Raw genomic sequence first — 24,488 nt, 5'->3', positions numbered from 1 at the left:
TTATCTATCATTTTGCATTTAATTGGTTTTATATGTCGTAATGCAATTATCAGGCAGTGATATCTTTTACAAGTCATATAAAGCCTGTATCATAATAACCATAAAGAAACAATGTGAATTTTTTGTTATAACTTTTATTGAGTTAGCGGGTTTCCTATGCTTGAAAATCTCGGTATTACAAATTTATGGACTTATCTCATCGGTGTTATTTTTATTACACTGGTACCAGGCCCTAATTCTTTATTTGTTTTAACTAGCAGTGCAAAATATGGTGTGAAAAATGGTTATAAAGCCGCATTAGGTGTCTTTACAGGAGATGCTATACTCATTTTTCTCTCATTTTTAGGCGTTGCATCTTTAGTAAAAACATCACCTATCTTTTTTAGTGTTATAAAATACGCAGGGGCAGCTTATTTATTTTATTTAGGGATGAAAACCCTGTATAGCGTATTATATAAAAAAGAAAATACAGGTGATGTTGATTCAATTATCTTAGAAACCAAGGGTACCTATAAAAAAGCTGTTTTTTTAAGTTTATTAAATCCTAAGATGATCATTTTTTATGTTTCATTTTTTATCCAATTTATTGACCCAGCTTACCCAAGTGCAGGTGTGCCATTTTTCATTCTTGGCCTAATTTTAGAAACCTGCAGCATGATTTACTTATCACTGCTGATCTTTGGTGCGGTTGCTGTAACGAATATGGTCAAACATAATAAAAAACTGTCTAAGTTCTCTAATAGCTGTATTGGTGCCGTATTCTTGATGTTTGGAGCAAAACTTGCACTAACCGCATAATGGTTTTATCAGAAATTGAATATCCTTTGGCGTAGGTTTTCCGTTAACCCATGGGGTTTCATTTGGAGCCCCGTCCTCAGAATACATAACTTGTTGCTTATAATAATCAAATGAGTTTTCCAATTTAGTCCCCTAAAAGTTTACAGCTAGCCGTATCAACTAAGCATACGACAATTTATTTTGAAAGACCGCGCTTTGAATGCCCCATATTTTCAATAATTAACTCATCCTGCAAATCTTTTGGGCGCAGCAACAATCACATGGCTCAGGCTCGTTACCAAAAAAACGTTGATAAAATAGCAGAGCAGATTTCTCGTGGAGAATTGAAGCCCAGAGCTCGATTTACGATCCATAGAGCTTTTGCTAAGCAAGAGGGTATTTCATTAGTGACAGTGTCACAGGTGTATCGTGAGCTTACTGAAAAAGGCTTAGTGAGTGGTGAAAACAATAAAATCAGTCATTCTCTATATGGTGGACTTAGAATAAAGCACAAAAAATTTGATGTTTTTTATCGGATTAACGTCTAATAAGATGTATCAATAGAATAGTTAATGGAAAAATGATGTTAAAACACTTAATTGAAGTAGCAAAGCAATATGCTAAACCCGCCACCTTTAATGGTTATATAGAAACTGGCTATGTGGCTTCGGCATTAGAAACAGAAGATGGTGAGATCTATAGTGGTATCAGTATTGATTCTGCATGTTCACTTGGCTTTTGTGCGGAACATGCCGCTATTGCAGATATGCTTAAAAATGGCAAATCAGTCATTAAAGCCATTGTTGCCGTTGATGCTTCAGGTTGTATCGTGCCGCCTTGTGGGCGCTGCAGGGAGTTGCTAAGTCAGTTGTCGGATAAAAACCAGTCAACTGTCGTTGCTGTCAATGAATACACGCAAGTGACATTAGCAGAGCTAATGCCATATGACTGGAAGGCAACAAGGTGTTAGGCTCGACACCAGAAATACAAGGTAAGAATGGCACAATAAAAAAGAGAAGTGGTGAGATGAGAAAGGAAATTAAACATTTTACGGCAACAGCAATGATCCGTAATGAGCATGGTGAGTTTTTATTACACGAACATCAAAAACTTGGTTTTTGGTTACCCCCAGGTGGCCACATTGAAGAGAATGAAGAACCACAACATGCTGTTTTTCGAGAAGTTCTTGAGGAAACAGGGCTAGAGTGCCGAGTGATTAGTTGCGGTTTGCCATTTGCCTCACAAGTGCATGATTCATCTCATACACAAGTACTACCGTTGCCCATTGCTATTTTGAAAGAATTTATTGCGGATAAAAAGAGAGGAAACCATTGGCATATTGATATGATTTACTTATGTGAGCTATTACCCTCATCACAACCGCCTTTTGCTCCATTTGAATGGGTGCCATTTGAGAAACTCACCAAACTCAATATTCCTGAAGATGTTATTGAGTTGGCGAAAGTGGTTAATGAATACTATCGGTTGCAGGGCAAATAGCGATCATTTGTGTGAATATAAGATTAATTTACATTAAAGAATAATAAAGATAATCCCAATAGAATGAGTAGAGTACCAATTGTTCTATCCATAACGAATTGGTAGTTAAGAATTTTGTTTCGTACTACAGGTGTTGCAAAGAAAATAGCAATTAGACTAAACCAAAGCCAATGAGCGAAAGAAATAAATAGGCCATAACTCAAATTTAACCAAATTGAGTTCTGTGTACTGATAACTTGGCTATACACAGAGACCACAAAAAACATGGTTTTTGGGTTTAACGCATTCGTTAAAAAACCATTTTTAAATGCATTTAAGGCCGATAATGGCTTTGAGGTGGTCTTGTCTGAGGATATTTTGACTTTATTAGTCAATGATTTAAACCCGATGTACACCAAATAAAATACACCAATAAGTTTAACGATTAAGAATAATGTTGGTGAACTCAAAATGACTAAAGTGATGCCGAAAACGGTATAAAACACATGAACTTGCACACCTATAGCGATACCTAGCGCACACAGTAAGCCTGTTTTAATTCCATAGGTATAACTATTACGAGTTACCATAGCAAAGTCCGGTCCCGGACTAATAACAGCTAAAATGGTTATAGTCGCTACTGCAATAATTTCATTCATATTAATTTCCTAAAAGGTAATAAAAACAGACCAAAAATGTATTTTTTTTGAAATCGCTTGTTTATTTATTGTTTTTATTATCAATAGATTGAATAAAACTAAAAAGCGATTTATCCTGACGCAAATCTGTCAGTTTTAGTTACCTATATATGAAACTACCACCATTAACGTCATTACGTTTTTTTGATACTGCTGCAAAAGCAGGCAGTTTTGTGCAAGCGGCACATGAGTTGAATGTGACTCATAGTGCGATTAGCCGACAAATTCGTTTATTAGAAGAATACCTTGGTGTTGAGTTATTCGAACGAAGGAACCGTGCTGTTTTTTTAACAGCGAACGGCCAAATATTGTTACAAACCACTAGTTCGATATTTGAACAGCTCAAAGATGGTATTGAAAAGATAAAAAACAGCACATTTCCTGATGTTGTTAGCTTGTCTTGTGAACCAACAATTGCAATGAAATGGTTAATACCTCGACTTACGCATTTTTATCAGCAATATCCTCATATTACAGTACATTTAGTCGCAGCTGGTGGTGTAATTGATTTCACAAAAACGAACGTTGATTTAGCATTGAGGCGTAATGATTTTAAATGGAATGACAATCTTTGCGCGGTAAAAGTGTGTTCAGAACGAATGGGAGTCGTGGTTCGGCCTGAACTTGATTTTAAGAAAAACGCTAGTCATATAGCACTGCTATCAACCACATCTAGACCCAATGCATGGGAAACTTGGCAAAATATAAAAGAAATAGCGCTTCAAAATAGTAAAACTATTACATACGAGCACTTTTACTTGTGTATTCAAGCGGCCTTAGCTGGGCAAGGGGCGGCTCTCGCGTCATTTTTGATGGTTGCCGACGAAATACAATCGAAACAATTAGCCGCGCCATATGGTTTTATTGAAGATAATTCAGCGTACTATTTATTGTCATTGAAACCTGTTGAGCAAGGTAGTGCAGCGGCTATTTTTACGCAGTGGCTAATTGAACAGGTGAATATCAGTATTGAAACTCTGATAGATAAAAGATAATTAGCTATCAAAAAAAGAAGGTTTGGTTATAAAGCCAGCGAGTCTTAATGAAAAATAAATAATTTATGCCATAACCTTTTCTTTGCATGCTATATTTCTCGGCTAGGTCTAGTGTTTTATGTCGGAGCAAATAATGAGCAAAATACGAGTCGGTGTTATTTTTGGTGGTCGATCAACAGAACATGAAGTTTCACTACAGTCCGCTAAAAATATTATCAATGGGTTAGATCGCAATAAATTTGATGTATGCCTTTTGGGGATTAATAAAGAAGGGCAATGGCATGAATATAACGAATCTGATTATTTATTGCATGGTGATGATCCCTCTCGTATTGCGTTAAATACGCCTAAGCGAGCCATCGCACTTGTTCCAGGTAAAACGAGCGAGCAATTTATTTCGTTAGAAGATGCCAAGCCATTGCCACAAATCGATGTTATTTTTCCTATTGTTCACGGTAACTTAGGCGAAGACGGCTCGCTACAAGGGTTATTGCGCATGGCGAATTTGCCGTTTGTAGGCCCAGGTGTTTTAGGCTCCTCTGCCTGCATGGATAAAGACGTTACCAAAAGATTACTTAGAGACGCAGGCTTAAATATTGCTCCATTTATAACAGTGCTCAAAAATGAACGTGCAACAACTGAATATGAAGCAACCGTGGCGCAATTAGGCTTACCACTTTTTATTAAACCAGCAAATCAAGGTTCATCTGTCGGGATCAGTAAAGTCAGCACTGAATCGGAATTTAACGCGGCACTGGATTTTGCCTTCTTATTTGATATGAAAGTCCTTATTGAAAGCGCAGTAAAAGGGCGTGAAATTGAGTGCGCCGTATTGGGTAATGAAGAACCTCTTGCCAGCCCTTGTGGTGAAATCGTATTACACGACAGTTTCTATGCGTACCACACTAAATATATTGATGAAAATGGTGCTTCTGTCGTGGCTCCTGCACAATTAGATGATGCAGTGAGTGATAAAATACGTGAGATTGCCTTATCTGCGTACCGCGCACTAAATTGCAGTGGAATGTCCCGTGTGGATGTTTTCTTAACGGAAAACAATGATGTAGTCATCAATGAAATCAACACATTGCCTGGCTTTACAAATATCAGTATGTATCCAAAATTGTGGCAGCAAGGTGGTATGACATACCCACAATTAATCAGCCGACTGATTGAGTTAGGAATTGAAAAATTCCAACAAACTGCGATGTTAAAAACGGCATGTGATGAGCTTTAATCGCTGAGTAAAATACTAACTATCTCGGTGGTTTTTATGACTACCGAGATGTTTCTTAACCCTGAACTTGAGCTTTCATCTGCTGTAAAAATAAATTTGTTTCTTTTGGAGAAGTGAGCCGAACAAACTGAATATGGCGTAAATTGAGATTTGCCATATGACTTAGGTTTCTTTTCTTATTTGGATAGTAGGTCTTTAGCAGCCACAAAATTATCGAATCGCGGCTGAAAAATGCATTTTTCCAACGTTCTTTATTGCCTGTATCTTCCCACAGCTCTTGCCCAGAACAAATGCGCGCTAATGTACGCGTAATCGACTGATAAAGGGTTCGAGGCAAGGAGTAATCCAACCAAACCACCATATCAACCTCTTTCCATTTAATGGGTTGAGTCCGTGTATAGTTTCCATCAAGAACCCATCCAGATCCCGCTTTATTTAATGCCGCGGTGAGTTTCTGGTTAAGCGCATCATCCGAAGAACCTTGCCAATTTGCTAGCCAATATAAGCTATCTAACTCAATAGAAGGGACATTTAATAACACAGAAAGTTGCTGGCAAAGGGTACTTTTACCGCTGCCACTCGTGCCAATAATATTAATTTTCATATGTAAACATCAGACGGGTTTTGTTATTAGGATTGATTTGGAATGGCTGAATGTGGAACCATTGCCTGAGCAATGATCCCAGATTAGATGCCTCTACAAATAACACAATTGCTGTAAATTATTTACACCAGACATAATTGATATAGCGAAATAGTGGCTCAAAACCGAATTTTTTATATAGGTCAAAACCTGCTTCAGACGCATCTAGGAAGCAGTGTTCTACGCCTTGCTGGCGGCAAAATGCAAGTGCGTAATCAATGAGTTGTGAAGCGTAGCCATTACCTTGGTAGCTTGGCTCAGTACCAATATCATCAAAACGGGCTAACGTTCCTTCAATCGTCACAGTCATTGAGGTCGCAGGCTCGCCATTGACGAGTAATACAAGGTGAAACTGTGGAGCGCCTTGCTGTAGTGCATCTTCATGATAACGCACATATTCCTGAATAACCTGGTCGTGCTCTTCTGACAGATAAAATGCAGAAACCAGAGGCTTTGCCCACAAGGACAAATCGTGATTCGCTAAGACGATATCGACTTGGTTATCAGGCAGTTCAACTTCATTTTGCTTCGCTAAGGTTAATGCCATCGCAGTAGTGACGCTGTCACGTTTATACCCTAAAGATTCGGCTTCATTAACCACCTGCGGGAGCATCTCTTCGGGGATCACTAAGGTATGGTTTTTCTTCTGTGAAACAAACAGGTTGTGAGCCTGCATAAAGGCGTGACTGGTCGAGTCAGGCTGCAAATAAATGAAGTTAAACGCCGGCGAATTAAGGGGCGTTAAATAGCATATTGTGTGTTGTGCAATCTGGATACTATGTTCACAAATAGATGTCCAAAACGTTTTTTCAATCGATTGATAATGTCTTAAATAGTACAACGGAATATTCATTTGTCAGTTACCTGATACAAAACGAGTTAATCGATATGGGCCAAGGGCAGCTTGTTCTATTCCATGCAAGATTTCATCTTGAGCCAATTGGCATATCAAAGGCGCTAGCGTGATCGCAGCGTGCATACTGATAATATATAAACCTTCGAAATCAGCAACTTTTCCGACAATTGGCATCTCATCTTTAGGCATAGGTCGCATTCCTATGAAAGCGTTTTCAAGATTTAACGTATGACTACCTATAAATGAATTTTTAATCGTTGTAAGGGCGTTTTGTGCGATAGCCACCGCATTGTGCTCAGGTTTTTCACTAATATAGTCTTCAGCACAGAGTATTTTACCTGAACCTGCTGGCCGTAGCTCCATTTGTGGTGTCGAAATGATATGTTGAACCAATGTTTGCTCGGTGGAGCCATTGATATGCACAATGATAGAGGGAGAGGCTATAACAGGTAATTCAACATGTAGCGATTGCATAAGTGCAGTCGCGTCTGTACCCGCAGTCACGATAACCTGTTCAGCCAAAAAAGTATCTGTTTGAGTCTTTACGCCAATGATGCGTCCACCTTCCTGCAAGATAGCTTGAACTTCCTGCTCAGGTAAGTAAATAACGCCTTGTTCAATAGCAAAGGATAATAGCGTTTTTGTTGCATGAATGGGGTCAACACTACCTTCATCTGGGCAAAATGCAGCGAGTTCAGGTAAAACAGATAAGCAAGGTTCCATCTTGTGAACGGTTGACTTGTCCAATAATTCGACATTAAATCCACTCTGTTGGTGGTGGTAGACATATTCTGCAGTTGCTGAATCTGTTTCTTGCCAGCTGAGAGCACCTGTCCACTGGATATTTAACTTTCCATCAGTGTGTTCATCGAGTTCATGCCATGCAACAAGCGCCTGTTGGCGCAGTTGACTATAGGCATCAGGCCTTCCATATGACACATTCAACCAAGCGAAAGCGTGCTGTGTGACACCTTGGCCTGCGTGTGCTTTATCAAGCAAAATGACCTGCTTATCAGATTGTTTTGATAAATACCAAGCTAATGTTGTACCAACAAAACCAGCTCCAATAATAATAATATTTTTTTTATGAGTCGGGTCCATTAAGCCTCAGTGTTTACAAGGAAATCGATAGCAGGAAAATTAGAAAGGATTTTAATAGTTTAATGAATAATTATATAGATGAAACCTATAAATAAAGCACGATTACACCCATTTTTATCAGATACGAACAATTGATGACAGAAAACGTAGAATAGGGCTACAACCTAGTAGCCCAATGAGACTAAAAAATTAAACACGGATAAAACGAGTCACAAAAGCAATAATAACTAATAGTGCAGAGATTAATAATAATGCAGTCGCCAACGATAGTTGGAAGGCAACAAAACCAATAGCAGCTGGTCCCGCCAAAATACCTAAATAGCCTAAAGTAGAAATTGCGGGTACGGCAAGAGCCTCTGGCATCGTTTTTTGCTTCCCTACAGCAGAAAACATCACTGGTACTATATTAGATGAACCCGCACCGACTAATGCAAAACCCATGATGGCCAATATGAGATGAGGAGATAAAACAGCAATAACAAAACCGAGGCAAGCAAGTAAAGCACCTAAAAATACGACACGTGCGGAACCGACTCGCATAACAATTTTGTCGCCCAGTAATCGGCCAATAGTCATGGTTGTAGCAAAAGCAGCAAACCCTAAACCGCCTAAAGTCTCTTTTAATCCATGGTGTTCAATTAAGAATACAGCGCCCCAGTCAAGTACTGCGCCTTCAGCAAGAAAAACGGCAAAACAGACGATGCCAATCACCAAAACAACGCCTTTTGGGATAGCGATAAGCGGGCCAGTTGGGGCATTAGCGTAAGGGATTAAACCGTTATAGCAAATAGCTAACAAAACCACTGCAACAACTGAAATGATGATTGATGACATTGTTGCGGAAGCACCAAGTAGCAAAACTAAACTCATGGTACCTGCACCCGCGATGCCACCGACACTATAAAAACCATGAAAACCAGACATGATTGGTTTATCAGATGATTTTTCAACAATCACTGCTTGAATATTCATCGCGCAATCCGTTAAACCAATGAAAATCCCAAATAATAATAAGGCAATAATGATAAAGTTAACTTGCGATAAAGAGGATAAAACGGGGAATAACAAACTAAAGGCGATGGTGGAAAAAACCATTAAGCGGCGGCAGCCAAACTTGGCAGCTAATGCTCCAGTCACTGGCATCGCAATAAGTGCCCCTCCACCAAAACATAATAGCAGCATGCCAAGGGTAGCATCATTTGCCCCTGTGTTAAGTTTGACATAAGGAACAATGGCTGCCCAAGCAGCGGTAACAAAACCAGCAATAAAAAAAATAATTCGAGTAGAAATTTGCTCCCTTTTAGCGGGTATTAAAGATCTATGGCTATTAACTTGTTGAGTAGATTGCATTTTATAGTACTTCTTAAAAAATAAAATTAACTACCTGTATTTAAGATGGTCAGAATTTGTTCATGAAGATATGGGCAGCCCGTTGCAACAACGGCACCGCCAGCTTCGGCTCGGTTGCCATCCAATGTAGTCACTATGCCACCCGCACGTTCTATAATAGGGATTAGTGGAACAATATCATAAGGTTCCAGTGCGAATTCGACACAAATATCGATTCTACCCGCTGCTAACATTGCCATTGCATAGCATTCTCCTCCATAGCGAGTCATAAGTACCTGTTTCTCCAGCGCCATAAAATGAATGTCTGGCCGTGCTGCAATAGGTTCTGGTGATGTGGTATGCAAAATGGCTTGCTCGAGTTTGACTTGCTTGCGAGTAGATAAGCGATATTGCCCGTGAGAGCTACTGGTCCAGCTTCCGTGTTGGTCTGCCCAAAAGCGTTCGCCAATATAGGGTTGGCTCATCATCCCCATAACCGCTTTGCCATGCTCAGTTAGACCTATCAGGTTTGCCCATAAAGGAAGACCACAAAGGAAAGGGCGGGTTCCATCAATGGGGTCAAGCACCCATTGAATGGGACCAGTTCCCGTTATTCCATACTCTTCACCCATGATAGAATGCGTTGGGTAATGTTTGGATATCAGTTCTCGCATGGCTTTTTCTGCTAGCTTATCTGCTTGAGTGACCGGGTCGAAGCGATAGTTCTCTTTGGGTTTGTTTGCAATAACGCTGAGTTCATGTGTTCGATAGTATTCAAGGGAAATTTTACCGGCAGTATTTGCAAGCTCATGTAAGAAAAAGCTATCTGGTAACGGAGAGTGCGCCATTTAGTTGTCCTCGAGTGCTTGAACAAGATAGTGTTTGACATCTTTTCTTGCTCGATTATGATTGATAAAAATAGTTAATGAGGAATTCCATGCTCGATTATGTCGCTTTTCCAGAACAAAGGCAAAATAAAATTCGCCAGCTACTGCAAGATGAAGGGCGAGTGGTTTGCACGATTTTAGCCCGTGAAATGCAAGTTTCAGAGCATACCATTCGTAGGGATTTAAATGAATTAGCACAAGAAGGCGTTTGCAGCCGAGTCCATGGTGGCGCGGTCAGTATGCTTGAGGAAAAGGGCACATTCGAGCAGAGAACGACACAAAACCAAGATGAAAAAATCAAAATAGCGAAGGCTTGCAATAAACTAGTCAAACAAAATACCTGTATTTTTATTGATTCAGGTTCAACTAACTTAGAAATCGCTCGTTATTTACCTTCAGAACTATCGTTAACGGTTGTGACTCACTCTCCATCAATAGCATTGGAATTAATGAAAAAACCACTATATGAAGTGATTTTAATTGGTGGGAAATTAAACCGCCAAGTTGGCGCGAGCATTGATATTTCTGCAGTAAATCAAATAAACCAAATTCATTTTGACCAATGCTTTATTGGTGGCTGTGCTTTAGATCCACAAATGGGGGTCTCGATATTCGATTATGAAGAATCTAAATTTAAGAAAATCCTTTTTGAGCGCAGTAATCAAGTTATTATGGGAGTGACCGCGGACAAGTTACCCGGGGTCGCGAGGTATAAGATTGCCAATTGTGATCAAATTTCAATCTTAGTTATGACAACAGAATTGAATAAACAAACGGCTGACTTGTTTACTAATATGGCAATAAAGATCGCACAAGCATAGGCCATTATATCTAACGTTTATCTTATATCGTGAGGGCATTTTAGGTGCTATTTGTTATAAAAAACTCAATATAATATCGTCGAAAGACCCTTACAAAACATGATGAGTGTATGATGAAATTAAAAATTGCTGCTTTGTTATTTTCGACTTATTCGTTAAGTATATTTGCTCAGGATTTACCTGTGAGTATGCAAACTCTTCACTTAGCAGGCGAAGAAATAAACTATTACTTAATCCAAAAGCAAGCAGAAAAATCAAAGGATTTATTAGTTTTATTACAAGGCTCAGATTGTAAAAGCGTCATTAATAACCCAAACATGCTGAAAAATTTCGGTGTTGTATTTCCTGATAATGACATTTTATTAGTTGAAAAAACAGGGCTAAACAGTCAGGTGGGGACTAATGATGAAGAAGCTTCGGAAGAAGAATGTCCTGTTGACTATATGTCAAAAGACTCGCCATTAGAACGTGCCAATAATTATATAGCGGTATTAAAAAAATTGAAAAATGATTACCAACACATCGTACTATTAGGCGGAAGTGAAGGTGCGTTGGTGACTAATTTAATTGTTTCTCAAGAAAACTTTATTACCGCATCCGTTGCATTGAATGTTGGTGGTCAATATTTTATCAATGACGTATTGTACAGTATTGAAAATAATACACCTAAAGAAGAGGTTGCAAACTCAAAAGAAGGTTTTGAACAATTTGCAGAAGCGATAAAACAAAAGCAATTAAATAACGACCAATTTGTCAGTGGACATGGTTCAAAATGGTGGTATGAGATGCTTACCATTGATAATTCAAAACTTATCCAGTCAGTCAAAACTCCACATTTAGTGATACAAACAATGGCAGATACCAATGTGGATGCTCATGGTACAGATAATATGATGCAACAAATCCGTAATCCCCATGTTAGTTATCGAGCATATCAAGATTTAGACCATTTTTTCAAAGATAAAAATGGGCAATTGCAGACAGAACAAATTGTGACAGATATTCAACATTGGTACCAAACGGTGACAAAATAAAGTGGATATATTAGTGGAATTACTCCCATTATTATGTCACCCCCGAACAATTAGGCACCTCGGTTATTAAGATGCATTTAATAAAATCACTCTGCAATATAGCTGTAGTAATTAAATATAGGTTCAAACCCCAGTCTTTTGTAGATAGATAACCCTTCACTGGATGACTCCAATACACACTGTTTAACCCCTTGCTGATGGCAAAGGTATAGCGCATGTTTAATAAGTAAAGTCGCTAGCCCTTTACCTTGGTATTGAATATCAGTACCAATATCATCAAGTCGAGCTGTTTGATTATTAAATGTCATAGTTAAGGTTGAGACTGGTTGCTGATCTGCAAATAAGACTAAATGCACCATATTAGTTTGTTTATCAAGCGCTCTCTGGTGATAACGAATATACTCGTCGGTAACAGTTGAGTCACTTTCATCTGTATCAGAATCGACAGGGAATGCTGTAATTAAAGGCTGAGCCCAATCTTTCAGTTGATCATTGCTCAGTGCTACCTGAAAACCAGAATTAAGCTGTGGTGGTGAATTGTATTGTGATAAAGCCTCTTGCGGCAAAATCATTGCGGTTGATTCACCATCTGCGATTAATCCACGTGTCGCTATTTCCGTCTCAAATGCTGAAAGTACCTGTTCATGAACAACCAATACATAAGGTTTAGCTTGCTGTTTGAATAACGCTTCGGCCTTTTCGTAATCTGAAATGAGAGCCCCTTGGTGGAGATAAATATAATTAAATATAGGTAATGGCAGCTCAGAAAAATAAGCACTAGTTTGGTTGCTGATTTTCACCGCATTTGCACATATTGCAGCCCAAAAATAGTGTTCTTGTTGATAGAACAAATTTTCATTGTTATTCATTATGTGTACTCAATTTATTGTAGTAGATAATATTTTTATAGTTTGATTGTATATAAAACTGAGTGTTCACTATAGTGTTCGTAAAATTGGAAGCACAAAAAGAACCATTTTATTGCAATTTATTAGGTTTATAAGAAAATAGGGGCTCCTAACAAAGGCATTGCATAAGAAATAAGAGAGATATTATGAATAACGCCCCTGACACGATAACCTTTTTTGAGCGTTTACTTCCATTGGTGGTTTCCGGTAAAAAAATTATCACTATCCGTGATAAAAGCGAAAGCCATTATATTCCTGGGACTATTGTGAAGGTATACGCGCTGGAAACAGGTGAATATTATACTGATATTAAAATATTGTCGGTAGAGCCAATTTCTTATGATGACATTTCTGAATACCATGCTAAGCAAGAAGCCATGAGTCTAGAGACGTTGAAAGCGCTTATCAAAGAGATTTACCCAACCGAGCAATATTTATACGTAATCACTTACCAGTTGCTAAATAGCATTGACTGATCACGAATATAGTTTTTTGGCAATTTGTAAAAATGCCTTCGTTGCGGGTGATGCTTGGTTTTCGTTATTAACAGCAAAAGCAATACTACGCTTAACCGGTGGGTTAAGGGGTTTAATCACGATGTCTTGAAGATGAGCAGGAATTGCTAATTGTGCAACAATAGAAATTGCTTCTCCCCGAGCTACGAGTGTAAAAGTACTTAGCAATTGCTTTGTCTTAAATTGAATTTTTGGCGTTAATTTTTGTGAATGAAATAAATCTAGAACGATTTTTCCAGAACCTGCTTGGGTTAAATTAAATGGGTAATCACAAAGCTGTTTCAAAGAAATAGAAGGTTCATTTGCCAGAGGATGGCCTAATGGCAGTATAGCAACCATTTGGTCATCTTTGACTTTAAACGTATCAAAGCGTTCATCGGGTAGAACGACAACACCAACGTCAATTCGTTTTTCTTGTAACCACTGCGTAACGGTTTCATCATCACCTTCATCAACCATAATATTTATCAATGGATATTTTTGGCGAAACTTATCGAGTAATGGCGGTAGGAGCCCTAAAGATGACCCGGGACCAAAAGAACCAATTCGCAAAATACCCGCCTTCAGACCATTTGCAGCAAATGCTTCTTGCTTCATCGCCTCCTGAATGTTGAGCATATTATGAGCTCTTAATAAGAGTTTTTTTCCTATCTCAGTTAACGTGGTTTGATTTTGCTCTCGAGTAAATAACACGACACCAAGATCTTTTTCAAGGGATTTTACTGCGTGTGAAATGGCCGATTGAGAGATGTTTAATTTCATTGCTGCAAGCGTAAAACTTTTGAGTTCGGCAACAATTGTGAATATTTCAAGCTGGCTTAATGTCATGAGTAAATGCTCATTAGGATATGACTTAGCATTAAGGTTAGCTTATCCATCATGTAAAGAGAAGCGAAATATGAGTTGATAACAGGGAATACACGGATGAGCAATATAACAGTAATGAAAAGACGACCAAGTAATTTTATATTTTTCCAAATGGTATGTGTATCTGTCATTTGGGGAGGAACATTCATTGCAGGTAGGGTTATTCAACCTGAAATTCCACCGTTATTATCCGCGACGGTGCGTTTTCTTTTTGCCAGTATTTCGTTGGTTCTTGTCATTATACTCGGTCGATTAGGTTGGAAACGAATAAATAAAAGGCAGCTATGGCAGATTATGTTATTAGGGGCCAGTGGCGTGTTTATTTATCAAATTTTATTTTTTTATGGTTTACAAATTATTCCTGCGTCAAGAGCCGCATTATTAGTCGCCATTAACCCTGCCATGATAGCGTTCATTTCTTTTCTTCTTTGGCAAGAAAAGGTTTCATTGAAAAAAGGTGCTGGGATTACGTTATGTGTTGTTGGGGCAATAATCTTGTTATCAGATAAAGCGCCGAGCAGTGATGTTTTTATGGTTAGTAAAGGAGATCTAGCTATTCTAGGATGTGTAGTTAGTTGGGGGATTTATACTGTAACAGGTAAAAACGTTATTAAAGAAATAGGAGCATTACATACGGTAACTTACGCTGTGTTATTTGGGACTTTGTTATTGATAGTAACGTCGTTGTGTCTCGATATCACATTAGATACGGTATCATTATTTTCTCTAAAAGATTTAGTGAGTTTGGGCTATTTGGGTATTTTGGGATCAGCAATAGCTTACGTCTGGTATTATCAGGGGGTCTCACAATTAGGGGCTGCGGGTGCAGGGGCATTTATTGCACTAAATCCGCTGAGTGCGGTTATTGTGGGAACTCTATTTCTTAATGAGCAAATCAGCACAGTGATTTTTATTGGCGGAATATTAATTGTTTTCGGAATACTTATTGCGAATAAAAAATAATATAAAAATAGGCCAAGTAGAGGCCTATTTTACGTTTATTTAAATTGTTCTTGGTGCTTTAAAATAAATTCTTTAAGTGATCTCGGTGCTTTGCCTGTTATTGTTTGAAAATTATCGAAAACCATTCCTGAGCGGTCTAATTTTCCATTAGTAAAATCTACATAATGGTCATAGATACTTTTCATATAGGCGAGCTCTAAATTATTTTTAAGGGCATGTTGCCAAAATTCATCGGGATTTTCTGCCTGATAGCTGAAAGGGATCCCCAACTCTTCTGTTAATAACTCAGCTATTTGTGTGTAATTTCTATTTTCATAACCAAGGCGATAAATTTGGCCTGCGTGCTGTTGCGGGTTAAGTAAGCAATAAGCCGCAAGTTCAGCAACATCGGCGCAGTCTACCCAACTGAGTACCGCATTGCCAAAATAAGAGCGCAAGACGCCTTTTTGCAAGTTATCATCTCCTTGATAACCCAGTAAGTTTTGCATATAAGATTCGGGGCGAAGGTGAGTAAATTGTATTCCTGACCATTCAATATAGCGTTCAATAAGTTGGTGCCATGCCCAATGTGCCACTTGCGCGTCATCGTCCCCACAGGCACCTAAATGCACGATATATTTCACGGCTGATTTTTTTGCGATATCAACAAAAACCTTACTTTGTACAAGCATATCAATGGTATAGCCTGTCATCATGAAAACAGAGTCGATATCTTGTAAAGCGGTTTCAATAGTATCTGGCTTATCGTAATCCATAACAACAGTTCGATAAGGTGTGTTCTTCAATTTAGCAGGATCTCTAACCGCTAAAACAATATCATGATAGCCTTTTTCCTGTAATGATTGAACGAGGTAGTGACCAACCTGGCCTGTTGCACCAGTGATAAGAATTGTATTTTTCATGAATATCCTATAGTGACAATATATTCAGTTAAAGTGTTTTGCTCATAATATATTCAAGAGATTGCTGAGTTTCGCTTGTAAATAAAATTTCTTTCATAATATGCATATCGTTTAACTGATAAAATGTCATTGCTCGAGTGTTACTTGCGAGAACATCTAGCCATAGCAAAGAGTCACCTTGCTGTTTTGCGAGCGCTTCAATTAATTTAAATACGATTTTTCCATAACCTTTACCTGTAGCGCCAGGAGAAAAGTAAAGTTTATTTAATAAAGTACCAGCTAAATCGGTTTCAGGTATACAGGAGTGATAGGTTAGTTTTACTAAACCGATTGGGCTAGTATTTTCAATAATATACCAATCAATATGCTGTTGATTAAGGTCTGCAGTGATTTTAGCTGTGCTGTATTCTTGACTTAAATATGTGTTAAGTTCATTTTGGTTATTCCATAATGTAGCAAAATGATGCAAATAACTTTCCGTACCTATTTTATGTAGCAATAATGCATCATGTTTCGTGGCTTTTCTTAGTATATGGGGAACTTGGTTCATAAATGTTTTCTCCTGTGCTTTATCAGTGTATAGCAATCAATTGATAAACGTCATAGAAGAGGAAAAGTAGAGCATTTTTGGTACTAAAGAAGAAAAAAGGGCAATTTAGCCCTTTTAACTGATAATTATTTAATTGTTTGGCTAATATCTGAGTAAGCAAATAATGCTTGAGCTCCACCTGTATGAATAAACAGAACGGGAGTTTTTTCTTCCGAGTTTTCTAAGTAGTCAATTAATCCAGCCATGGCTTTACCGGTATAAACTGGGTCTAATAAAATACCTTCTTGCCTCGCTAATAAATTGATTGCAGCGAGGCCTTTTTGGTTTGGCATTCCATACATCGGGGCAAAGAAATTATCCCATAATTGTACTTTTGGGGTTTTCGTTAGAGCCAGACATTGAGCCAACTCGGTTTGTAACTTCTCGACTTTAGGGGCTTGGTCTTGCTGCTTTCTTGAAACGGTTACGCCAATCACTTGGCTTTGTGGTAATAGTTCTTGCAAACCAATGGCAAGCCCTGCGTGTGTCCCAGCACTCCCAGATGCAACAATAACTTTATCAAATTCTATATGTTCTGGCTTCTGTTGAGCTATCTCAATAGCACATTGAATATAGCCTAAAGCACCTAATACATTTGACCCACCCACAGGAACAATATAGGCATCTTTAAGAGAAAGAGTTTCAATTAGTGCTTCCATTTGAGATTGTGGGTCAGTTAATTCATCACACATGACACAACGAGTAGCAAATAAGTCGGTTAATAATTTATTACCATTATGCAGAAAGTTAGGGTTATCACTTTGAATTGGATTTTCTAACAAAGCGACGCATTCAAGCCCATACATGGCAGCAACAGCCGCGGTTTGGCGAACATGGTTTGATTGAATTGCCCCCGCAGTAACAATAATCTTTGCTTTTTTGGCTAATGCATCGGCCATTAAAAATTCGAGTTTACGTAATTTATTCCCCCCCATGGCAAGAGGGGTCATATCATCACGTTTTATATAGATCTCACGGCCAAACTTATGCGATAAATTATTTAATCGATTAAGAGGAGTCGATGCGTTAAGTAAATCTATTTTTGCGAACTGTACTAATTGTTGTTGAAGAGACATCTAAACTCCCAATAATTAATAAGAGAAACCAAGGTAAAGGTAAATAGCAAGTACAACACTGGCCGTTACAAGTGCATAAGGCATTTGTGTTCGGATATGTTCAATATGTTCGCAGTCTGTCGCCATTGAGGCAACAATAGCATCCGCAGAGATTGGAGAGGTCATATCACCAAATATTGAGCCAGAAATTGCTGCACCTATCATATATTCAACAGGCATTCCTACAGACAGGCCTAATTGAACTCCGATAGGGATCATTATAGCGAAAGTTCCCCAAGAGGTACCTGTTGCTAAAGACATAATGGCGCTAATTATAAAGATAAAGCCAATAGAAAACCCTGGCGCCATAACGCCCTGAGTAACTTCAGCAATATAAGCACCTGTATTTAACTCAGCAGAAACATTTCCCATTAAGAATGCTAAAATCATAATTGAACTAATTTTTAGCATGTTGGCATAACCGATAAACAACTCTTTGAAGAACGCATCAATATTTAATAGGCGTCGGCCGACAAACCAACAGAAAGAAACCACTGTACCAAACATGACACCCCAATATACGGAAGTCGATCCACTTCCTTTGCTAAAGTCACCGTCGCCTGTAATATACAGAGCAATAGGTACCATTAACACCGTCGATAAAATAGGAATAAAAAAGTTTAATGAGGAATGAGCATTAGGATGGTCAATAATCTCTTCTTCGCTATCTTGGCTTTGTAATTGGGAAATATTCCCTGCAATGAAATTCTGTTGATATTTTTCTTCCGCTTTTTTCATGGGGCCCCATGAAACGTTAGTAAATACATAGAATAGAATAGTTATAATGGATAGCCATGCCATCAAGTTGTATCCAATCGAAGTAATTAAAATATCAAAAGGTTCACCTTGAATCAGCCCTTGGGATATTTGTACCCCGATTAACCCCATTATTACCGCTCCCCAGCCATTAATAATGGCGGAGGAACAAACAGAAACACACGCCGTTTGGATAATATAGGACATTTTTTCAGGGGCAACGCCATATTGTCGTGCGAGATTCTTAGTTGAAGCTCCGGCTACTAGCTGGTTAATAGAGCTTTCAATAAAAATAAGAGAGGTAATGATAATGGCGAGCAATTGAGTAGATTTACGGTTTTTAATCAGTTTTGTTTTATTTGTGAGTAACTGAACTAGAGCGCGAACTCCGCCTGTAACGACAACAAGTCTCATGATCCCACCAATCATGACCATAAAGACAATTGTTCGCGTATTCCCCGCCGATGAAAACGTATCAATAATACCATCAACGGTACCTTGCACACCTAATAGTAGATTGTGGTCATGAATAACAGTAAAACCAACGAGTATTCCTAACATTAATGAAAGCATGACTTGGCGAGTTAATATCGCCAAAATTATCGTCACAATGGGGGTAATAACGGTCCAAATACCATAGTCCTGCATGTGTTTACCTGTGATCCTAGTGAAAGTATGAATTTTATAATTATCGAAAAATCATAGCATTAATAGGAACACGGTAGAATAATTTTATTCAGCTTGAAATGAGTTGTGACAATAAATTAATAAGAAAAAGGCCAAACAGATAAATGCTGGCCATATGTATAGATGGAATCAAATATTACTGTCGAGCTTGCCACTCTTTAGCGGTTATTTTACTGACATCTTCTGTCTTAGTTTCACCAATTAATTCAATAAATTGAGGTTCAAGAGTTGCATAGTATTTGAAGCCACATTTTTCTTGGGCAATTTTAGATTGTTCGTTACCTTGAAAGTAACCGCACCATAAATTATCTAATTTTAAATTAGTGAATGCATGGTGCATGATGGCGTTAATTGATTCTGGTATAAGGCCTTTACCCCAGAAGGGTACACCAATCCAATAACTAACTTCTGCATCATTTTCCCCAATGGGGAAATTACTTTCATGGCTAAATGATAATCCAATCAGACCAATAGCTTGGTTTTCATTTTTTAACGTTACAGCGTAAATTTCATCACGCATAAAAATATTCTTGATGATAGAAAGACTCTCTTCTTCACTTTTATGAGCTGGCCAACCTGCGATTGGGCCAACTCTTTCATCTCTTGCATAGAAATATAAATCAGCGGCATCTGTTTCTTGCCAAGGACGCAATACTAACCTATTTGTTGTAAGTACCATTTTCTAGTCTCTTCGTAAGGTGTTTTTAAACTTGGAGACCATTTTAGGTATTTATGGAAATAAAATAAGGGCGTAACTTGTTCATTTTGGGTACTTATGGCAACTTTTTTGTTATGCTTGCGTCATATGAAGCAAATTAAAGCACAATAATCATGCAGCATTTAAAAAATTATCAGATTGATTTGCCTGAAGCCATTCGGATTGGTGAAAGCAATATGGATGAAATGCAATGTAAACCAATTAAGACATCTTATGTGACGGTTTGTATATGCAAGCAAGGACATGCAGTATTCAATATTAATTTTAAACGGCACCCGGTACGTAAAAACGATATTATCGTTTTATATGATGACTCCTTTGCAATGCTGCAAGCCAAATCACGTAATTTTCGTTTGGAATATTGGTTGATTGATAAAAAGTTAGCAACAGAAATTGCTTATGCATTACCACGTCAACTGTTTGCTTTTTTTAATGATTTTCCTGTTATTTCAACGCCATTAGGAAAAGTGGAGCTACTTGAAAACTGGAGGTATATTCTGCTAGCTATAGTACATAACTGGGGCGAACATGGGTTATTACAGTTAAAAAATCATTTGCAAAATTTATTTTTAGAAATTAATCATCATACTCAACACACATTTAGTAAACCAGAAAATAAAAGCCGCCAAGAGCAACTATGCTGGCGTTTTTGGGACTTAATTACAATTTACTGTAAACAATATAAAGAAGTAAAATTCTATGCTGAAAAATTGTCTATTACGCCATTTTACTTATCTAAGATTAGTCAAAGTTTCTTTAATGACCCGCCAAAAGTATTAATTGATAGGCAAGTTATTCTAGAAATAAAAGCATTATTAGAAGTTGGTAATCTGTCCATTAAGCAAATTGCTGATGAATTAAATTTTGAAGATACATCCTATTTATGCCGCTATTTTAAACGGCATACAGGAATGACATTAACGGGATTTAAAAAACGAGTTGCACAAAGAGAGCAGGGAAATAAATAACATTAGTATGGTTCAATTTTTGTTGAGTACTTTTTTATAAACTCAATAAAACAGCGCAGCCGTGGCGAAACAGCTTGGTTACGGTAATAAACTGCATTTATGGGCTGACGGATCTCAATGGTTTCTTTTGTTAACACTTGTACTAACTCCCCACTTGCGAAAGCGTCTTGCGTGACGAAATCAGCAGAACATAAAATTCCAGCACCTTGAATGGCAAGGTGAAATAAAACTTCACCGCTGGCGCCTGCAATATCGGGGGTAATTTTTAATAACTGTCCATCATGCGACGTAATAGGCCATGTATTTAAGGACTCTGGATGAGTAAAACCTAATAGGCAATGTTTTTTCAATTCATCAACGCTCTGTGGTACGCCATATTTTTCTAAATAGGAAGGACTAGCAACTAAACGTTTCTGGCTAAAGCCCAGTAAAGTAGCATTGAGTGATGAATCCTTGAGTGTGCCAATACGAAATGCAACATCAATTCGTTTTTCTAATAGATTAGTAATCCCTTCATAGTTATGGATTTCAAGTTCGATTTGCGGATAAAGTGCATAAAATTGTGGGATCAACGTGGCAATAACATGTGTAAGGAAGGGGGTTGATGCATCTATACGTAATTTACCTGAAGGAATAGCTTGCCGTATTGATAGCATATCTTCAGCTTCTTGAGCTAGTTCAACTATTTTTCGCGATTTCTGCAAAAATGCAGCACCTTCATCACTGAGTTTAATCGAACGAGTTGTTCGGTAGATTAACGTCGTATTTATTTTTTCTTCAAGCCTGAGTAATAAACGACTTACTGTCGATATCGTCATGTTTAATTGTTCTGCAGATGCGGTGATAGAACCACAATCTACAACGCTAATAAAGGCTTGAAGCTCTTCAAAAGTTATTTTCATTATTGCATATCCGGCAAAAGTTATTTTCACCTTAACGCCTTTTTCATTGAGTATCAATGTGAAAAAATTCTGCTCATTAATAAAAATGTTAATAAATTATTTCAATAAGGTTTTTATATGAGAATTAACACGGCATTACTAGCATTAGCAATAGGGGCTTTTGCTATTGGAGCAACAGAGTTTTCGCCAATGGGAATGCTTCCTTATATTGCTGATAATATACAAGAAAGTATTCCATCTGTGGGTGTGATAGTGGTTATTTATGCCCTTGGCGTTATGGTTGGCGCTCCTATTATGACACTATTATTGGTAAAAAAGCGGCCTAAAGTAGCACTAGTATTTTTGATGTCGATCTTCACTGTTGGGAATGTATTATCGGCAATGTCACCTGATTTAGTGACACTGTCACTTTCACGATTCGTGACGAGTTTGAATCATGGCGCATTTTTTGGATTAGGTGCAATTGTTGCGGCAAGTGTGGTTCCTCCGGGGAAACAAGCAAGTGCAATAGCGGCTATGTTTATGGGGCTAACAATAGCCAATATCGGAGGAGTACCTCTGATGACGAAATTAACACAAGTTGTGGGATGGAGGCAGGCATTTTATTTAATTTCAATTTTAGGCATTCTGACGATTATTAGTTTAATTTGGGCTTTACCAAGTAACCTAATGGGGACAAAAGTAAATGTAAAAAGTGAATTGCGTATTTTACGTCGCCCTCAAGTCCTGTTAGGCATGTTATCTACTGTCTTAGGTGCAAGTGCAATGTTTACGCTGTATACCTATATTACACCAATGTTAATGAGTTTTATTCAGGCTTCAGACCAAATGATCACGATGATGTTAGTGATTATTGGTGTAGGTTTTACTATTGGTAACTATATTGGTGGATTATTTGCAGATAAGTCGCTCTTTGGCACTTTAATAATATTTTTCATTATGTTGGCATTAAGTATGGCTATATTCCCATTTATTGCGATAAATGCTTTTGGTGCGGGTGTCGGCCTAATGATATGGAGTATTTTTAGTTTTGGTATTGTACCACCAATTCAAATGTTAGTTATGAATGCAGCTACAGGGGCTCAAGCCTTAGCTTCTTCCGTTAATATTGGGGCATTTAATTTAGGAAATGCTATAGGTGCAGCAATTGGAGGGGTAGTTTTATCCTACGGGTATAGCTATTCAATGATTAGTTTTATGGGAGCACTCGTTGCTGTTTTAGGTATTTTGGTTATTCTGGTTTCTTTTCGCAAAAAATCCGATATTAAAGTAGAAGCTGAAATTGCATATGACTAATTTAATTACATTTATTCAACTGATGATTATCATAAAGTTACAGTTCAATAAATTAAAAGGATTATCGCACTGGATAAATACAATCTGAATTAAAAAGCAATGTTCGGAGTTTTTTGGTACTGAAATTTGCCATAATTAATGTAATTATCTAGCGGAGGGTGGCATGATGACAGCTAAAAATTTGTGGAAAACACCGGAACAGAGATGGCAAGCGGTAATTGAACGAAATAAAGCCGCAGATGGTCATTTTATTTACGGTGTAAAAACATCAGCTATTTATTGCCATCCTTCTGCGGCTGGGCGTTTACCAAATAGAAATAACGTTGAATTTTTCGATAGTGAACAGCAAGCGATTAAACAAGGCTATCGTGCTGGAAAACGTTTTCGAGCAGAAAATTCACGATTAGCCCAATTTTACCAAGAACAAATTGAAAAAGCTTGCCGTTATATTGAACTGCAGGAGCAAGCGGTGAGTCTGGCAAGTTTAGCTGATTATATTGGTATGAGCCGTTACCATTTACATCGTTTATTTAAAGCACAAACCGGGTTAACCCCAAAGGCATACGGGGATGCTTTTCGCCACAAAGCATTGCAACGACAGCTCCAAGAAAAAAAACGAATAACTGACGCTATTTATGATGCGGGTTATCAATCAAATAGTCGCTTTTATGAAGCTTCATCTAAACGATTAGGTATGACACCAAGTGAATGGAAATCAGGTGGCGGTGGTAATAAAATTTATTTTGCTCTTGCAGTTTGCTCATTGGGGACACTACTCGTTGCACAAAGTCCGATAGGTGTTTGTGCTATTTTATTAGGGGATGACCCTGAGCAGTTATTGAATAATTTACAGGATAAATTCCCAAAAGCAGAGCTGATTGGAGGAGATGACGGTTTTGAACAACTGGTAGCTCAGATAGTGGGTTTTATCGAGGCACCTGAAATTGGTTTAAATTTACCATTAGACATTCAAGGTACTGCATTTCAACAGCGCGTCTGGCAAGCTTTACGAAATATTCCATTAGGAGAAACGGTAAGCTACAGAGATATTGCAGAGAAAATTGGCAAGCCTAGTGCAGTCAGAGCGGTAGCTAATGCCTGTGGTGCAAATATGTTAGCTGTCGCTATTCCGTGTCATCGAGTGGTTAGAAGTAATGGTGATCTTTCAGGCTATCGTTGGGGCATTGATCGAAAACAAGCGCTATTGCTAAAAGAAGCCCAGTATAAGGCAGATAATAGTTAATGATAGCTAAGAAAATCATGGGTGGCCATAGTTTTCATATCATTATGTCTAATAAATTACTTTAGCTAGAATATTTAAGATTAACAGCACCTATATTAATATATAATGGGTGCTGTATTAGTAAATACAATATGATATCTAAAACTAAAATATTATTTTTAGAAGTAGCTATTTTCATTTATTGATATGTGAAAAACCCATT

The 24,488-nt window shown here is 37.9% G+C and carries 27 protein-coding genes; 13 read left to right on the top strand and 14 right to left on the bottom strand.

Annotated features, from left to right (window positions below):
• Nucleotides 1-156 precede the first annotated feature (156 nt).
• The 4 genes from leuE to G6Q48_RS15580 all read left to right on the top strand — a co-directional run bounded on the left by leuE (nt 157) and on the right by G6Q48_RS15580 (nt 2,277).
• Complete coding sequence (gene leuE / locus G6Q48_RS15595) at nt 157-798, top strand: leucine efflux protein LeuE (protein WP_102140341.1); 642 nt, start codon at nt 157-159, stop codon at nt 796-798.
• A 260-nt stretch (nt 799-1,058) separates the two neighbouring features.
• Complete coding sequence (locus tag G6Q48_RS15590) at nt 1,059-1,325, top strand: GntR family transcriptional regulator (protein WP_166267457.1); 267 nt, start codon at nt 1,059-1,061, stop codon at nt 1,323-1,325.
• A gap of 32 nt (nt 1,326-1,357) precedes the next feature.
• The gene (locus G6Q48_RS15585; RefSeq protein WP_166267455.1) at nt 1,358-1,747 is read left to right on the top strand and encodes a cytidine deaminase; all 390 of its coding nucleotides are present in this window, start codon (nt 1,358-1,360) and stop codon (nt 1,745-1,747) included.
• Between the two features lie 56 nt (nt 1,748-1,803).
• On the top strand, nt 1,804-2,277 hold the full coding sequence (locus tag G6Q48_RS15580) for an NUDIX hydrolase (protein ID WP_166267453.1): 474 nt from the start codon (nt 1,804-1,806) through the stop codon (nt 2,275-2,277).
• A 23-nt stretch (nt 2,278-2,300) separates the two neighbouring features.
• Here G6Q48_RS15580 and G6Q48_RS15575 read toward each other — a convergent pair whose 3' ends face one another.
• Entirely contained in the window at nt 2,301-2,915 is a 615-nt protein-coding gene (locus G6Q48_RS15575; protein ID WP_102140337.1) for a LysE family translocator, read from the bottom strand.
• Between the two features lie 149 nt (nt 2,916-3,064).
• Between G6Q48_RS15575 and G6Q48_RS15570 the strand changes: the two genes are divergently transcribed.
• Complete coding sequence (locus G6Q48_RS15570; protein WP_166267451.1) at nt 3,065-3,949, top strand: LysR substrate-binding domain-containing protein; 885 nt, start codon at nt 3,065-3,067, stop codon at nt 3,947-3,949.
• Between the two features lie 133 nt (nt 3,950-4,082).
• Complete coding sequence (gene ddlA / locus G6Q48_RS15565; protein WP_102140335.1) at nt 4,083-5,186, top strand: D-alanine--D-alanine ligase; 1,104 nt, start codon at nt 4,083-4,085, stop codon at nt 5,184-5,186.
• A 55-nt stretch (nt 5,187-5,241) separates the two neighbouring features.
• On the opposite strand, the gene G6Q48_RS15560 is transcribed toward ddlA, so the two are convergent.
• From G6Q48_RS15560 to hisN, 5 genes are all read right to left on the bottom strand, one after another.
• On the bottom strand, nt 5,242-5,790 hold the full coding sequence (locus tag G6Q48_RS15560) for an adenylate kinase (RefSeq protein WP_166267449.1): 549 nt from the start codon (nt 5,788-5,790) through the stop codon (nt 5,242-5,244).
• 118 nt (nt 5,791-5,908) lie between these two features.
• On the bottom strand, nt 5,909-6,682 hold the full coding sequence (locus tag G6Q48_RS22845) for a GNAT family N-acetyltransferase (RefSeq protein ID WP_102140333.1): 774 nt from the start codon (nt 6,680-6,682) through the stop codon (nt 5,909-5,911).
• Nucleotides 6,683-6,685: 3 nt separating this feature from the next.
• Nucleotides 6,686-7,786 (bottom strand): NAD(P)/FAD-dependent oxidoreductase, encoded by a 1,101-nt coding sequence (locus tag G6Q48_RS22840; RefSeq protein WP_166267447.1) that lies wholly within the window; start codon nt 7,784-7,786, stop codon nt 6,686-6,688.
• Between the two features lie 189 nt (nt 7,787-7,975).
• Entirely contained in the window at nt 7,976-9,136 is a 1,161-nt protein-coding gene (locus G6Q48_RS15545; RefSeq protein ID WP_166267445.1) for an MFS transporter, read from the bottom strand.
• Nucleotides 9,137-9,162: 26 nt separating this feature from the next.
• A complete protein-coding gene (hisN, locus tag G6Q48_RS15540) occupies nt 9,163-9,963 on the bottom strand; it encodes a histidinol-phosphatase (protein ID WP_166267443.1) in 801 nt (266 codons plus the stop codon).
• A gap of 89 nt (nt 9,964-10,052) precedes the next feature.
• On the opposite strand from hisN, the gene G6Q48_RS15535 reads away from it, so the two are divergent.
• Complete coding sequence (locus G6Q48_RS15535; RefSeq protein WP_166267441.1) at nt 10,053-10,823, top strand: DeoR/GlpR family DNA-binding transcription regulator; 771 nt, start codon at nt 10,053-10,055, stop codon at nt 10,821-10,823.
• A 110-nt stretch (nt 10,824-10,933) separates the two neighbouring features.
• On the top strand, nt 10,934-11,857 hold the full coding sequence (locus tag G6Q48_RS15530) for an alpha/beta hydrolase family protein (protein ID WP_166267439.1): 924 nt from the start codon (nt 10,934-10,936) through the stop codon (nt 11,855-11,857).
• Nucleotides 11,858-11,943: 86 nt separating this feature from the next.
• Here the strand turns inward: G6Q48_RS15530 and G6Q48_RS15525 are convergent, their stop codons facing one another.
• A complete protein-coding gene (locus G6Q48_RS15525) occupies nt 11,944-12,726 on the bottom strand; it encodes a GNAT family N-acetyltransferase (RefSeq protein ID WP_166267437.1) in 783 nt (260 codons plus the stop codon).
• Nucleotides 12,727-12,911: 185 nt separating this feature from the next.
• Between G6Q48_RS15525 and yqfB the strand changes: the two genes are divergently transcribed.
• Complete coding sequence (yqfB, locus tag G6Q48_RS15520) at nt 12,912-13,241, top strand: N(4)-acetylcytidine aminohydrolase (RefSeq protein WP_166267435.1); 330 nt, start codon at nt 12,912-12,914, stop codon at nt 13,239-13,241.
• Here yqfB and G6Q48_RS15515 read toward each other — a convergent pair whose 3' ends face one another.
• Nucleotides 13,242-14,108 (bottom strand): LysR family transcriptional regulator, encoded by an 867-nt coding sequence (locus G6Q48_RS15515; protein ID WP_102140325.1) that lies wholly within the window; start codon nt 14,106-14,108, stop codon nt 13,242-13,244.
• A gap of 96 nt (nt 14,109-14,204) precedes the next feature.
• Between G6Q48_RS15515 and G6Q48_RS15510 the strand changes: the two genes are divergently transcribed.
• Nucleotides 14,205-15,110: a DMT family transporter gene (locus G6Q48_RS15510; protein WP_242685826.1), complete on the top strand. Its 906-nt coding sequence runs from the start codon at nt 14,205-14,207 to the stop codon at nt 15,108-15,110.
• A 35-nt stretch (nt 15,111-15,145) separates the two neighbouring features.
• On the opposite strand, the gene G6Q48_RS15505 is transcribed toward G6Q48_RS15510, so the two are convergent.
• The 5 genes from G6Q48_RS15505 to G6Q48_RS15485 all read right to left on the bottom strand — a co-directional run bounded on the left by G6Q48_RS15505 (nt 15,146) and on the right by G6Q48_RS15485 (nt 19,838).
• The gene (locus tag G6Q48_RS15505) at nt 15,146-16,012 is read right to left on the bottom strand and encodes an SDR family oxidoreductase (RefSeq protein ID WP_102140324.1); all 867 of its coding nucleotides are present in this window, start codon (nt 16,010-16,012) and stop codon (nt 15,146-15,148) included.
• A gap of 28 nt (nt 16,013-16,040) precedes the next feature.
• Complete coding sequence (locus G6Q48_RS15500) at nt 16,041-16,562, bottom strand: GNAT family N-acetyltransferase (RefSeq protein WP_166267433.1); 522 nt, start codon at nt 16,560-16,562, stop codon at nt 16,041-16,043.
• 125 nt (nt 16,563-16,687) lie between these two features.
• Entirely contained in the window at nt 16,688-17,677 is a 990-nt protein-coding gene (locus G6Q48_RS15495) for a D-cysteine desulfhydrase (protein ID WP_102140322.1), read from the bottom strand.
• A 15-nt stretch (nt 17,678-17,692) separates the two neighbouring features.
• Nucleotides 17,693-19,120 carry a Na+/H+ antiporter NhaC family protein gene (locus G6Q48_RS15490; protein WP_102140321.1) on the bottom strand — a complete coding sequence of 476 codons (1,428 nt, stop codon included), beginning with the start codon at nt 19,118-19,120 and terminating at the stop codon, nt 17,693-17,695.
• Between the two features lie 175 nt (nt 19,121-19,295).
• Nucleotides 19,296-19,838 carry a GNAT family N-acetyltransferase gene (locus G6Q48_RS15485; RefSeq protein ID WP_166267431.1) on the bottom strand — a complete coding sequence of 181 codons (543 nt, stop codon included), beginning with the start codon at nt 19,836-19,838 and terminating at the stop codon, nt 19,296-19,298.
• 152 nt (nt 19,839-19,990) lie between these two features.
• Between G6Q48_RS15485 and G6Q48_RS15480 the strand changes: the two genes are divergently transcribed.
• Entirely contained in the window at nt 19,991-20,845 is an 855-nt protein-coding gene (locus G6Q48_RS15480; protein ID WP_102140319.1) for a helix-turn-helix domain-containing protein, read from the top strand.
• 2 nt (nt 20,846-20,847) lie between these two features.
• On the opposite strand, the gene G6Q48_RS15475 is transcribed toward G6Q48_RS15480, so the two are convergent.
• Entirely contained in the window at nt 20,848-21,747 is a 900-nt protein-coding gene (locus G6Q48_RS15475; RefSeq protein WP_207393045.1) for a LysR family transcriptional regulator, read from the bottom strand.
• 117 nt (nt 21,748-21,864) lie between these two features.
• Here G6Q48_RS15475 and G6Q48_RS15470 point away from each other — a divergent pair, with 117 nt between their 5' ends.
• Nucleotides 21,865-23,043 (top strand): MFS transporter, encoded by a 1,179-nt coding sequence (locus G6Q48_RS15470; RefSeq protein WP_102140318.1) that lies wholly within the window; start codon nt 21,865-21,867, stop codon nt 23,041-23,043.
• Between the two features lie 163 nt (nt 23,044-23,206).
• On the top strand, nt 23,207-24,286 hold the full coding sequence (gene ada / locus G6Q48_RS15465) for a bifunctional DNA-binding transcriptional regulator/O6-methylguanine-DNA methyltransferase Ada (protein ID WP_375373111.1): 1,080 nt from the start codon (nt 23,207-23,209) through the stop codon (nt 24,284-24,286).
• The last annotated feature ends 202 nt before the right edge of the window (nt 24,287-24,488 follow it).

The organism is Providencia sp. M-27, from assembly GCF_011077905.1.
Classification (GTDB): Bacteria; Pseudomonadota; Gammaproteobacteria; order Enterobacterales; family Enterobacteriaceae; genus Providencia; species Providencia huaxiensis.
Note: the sequence above shows the minus strand (reverse complement) of the source record. Positions and strands in the feature narration are given on the sequence as shown.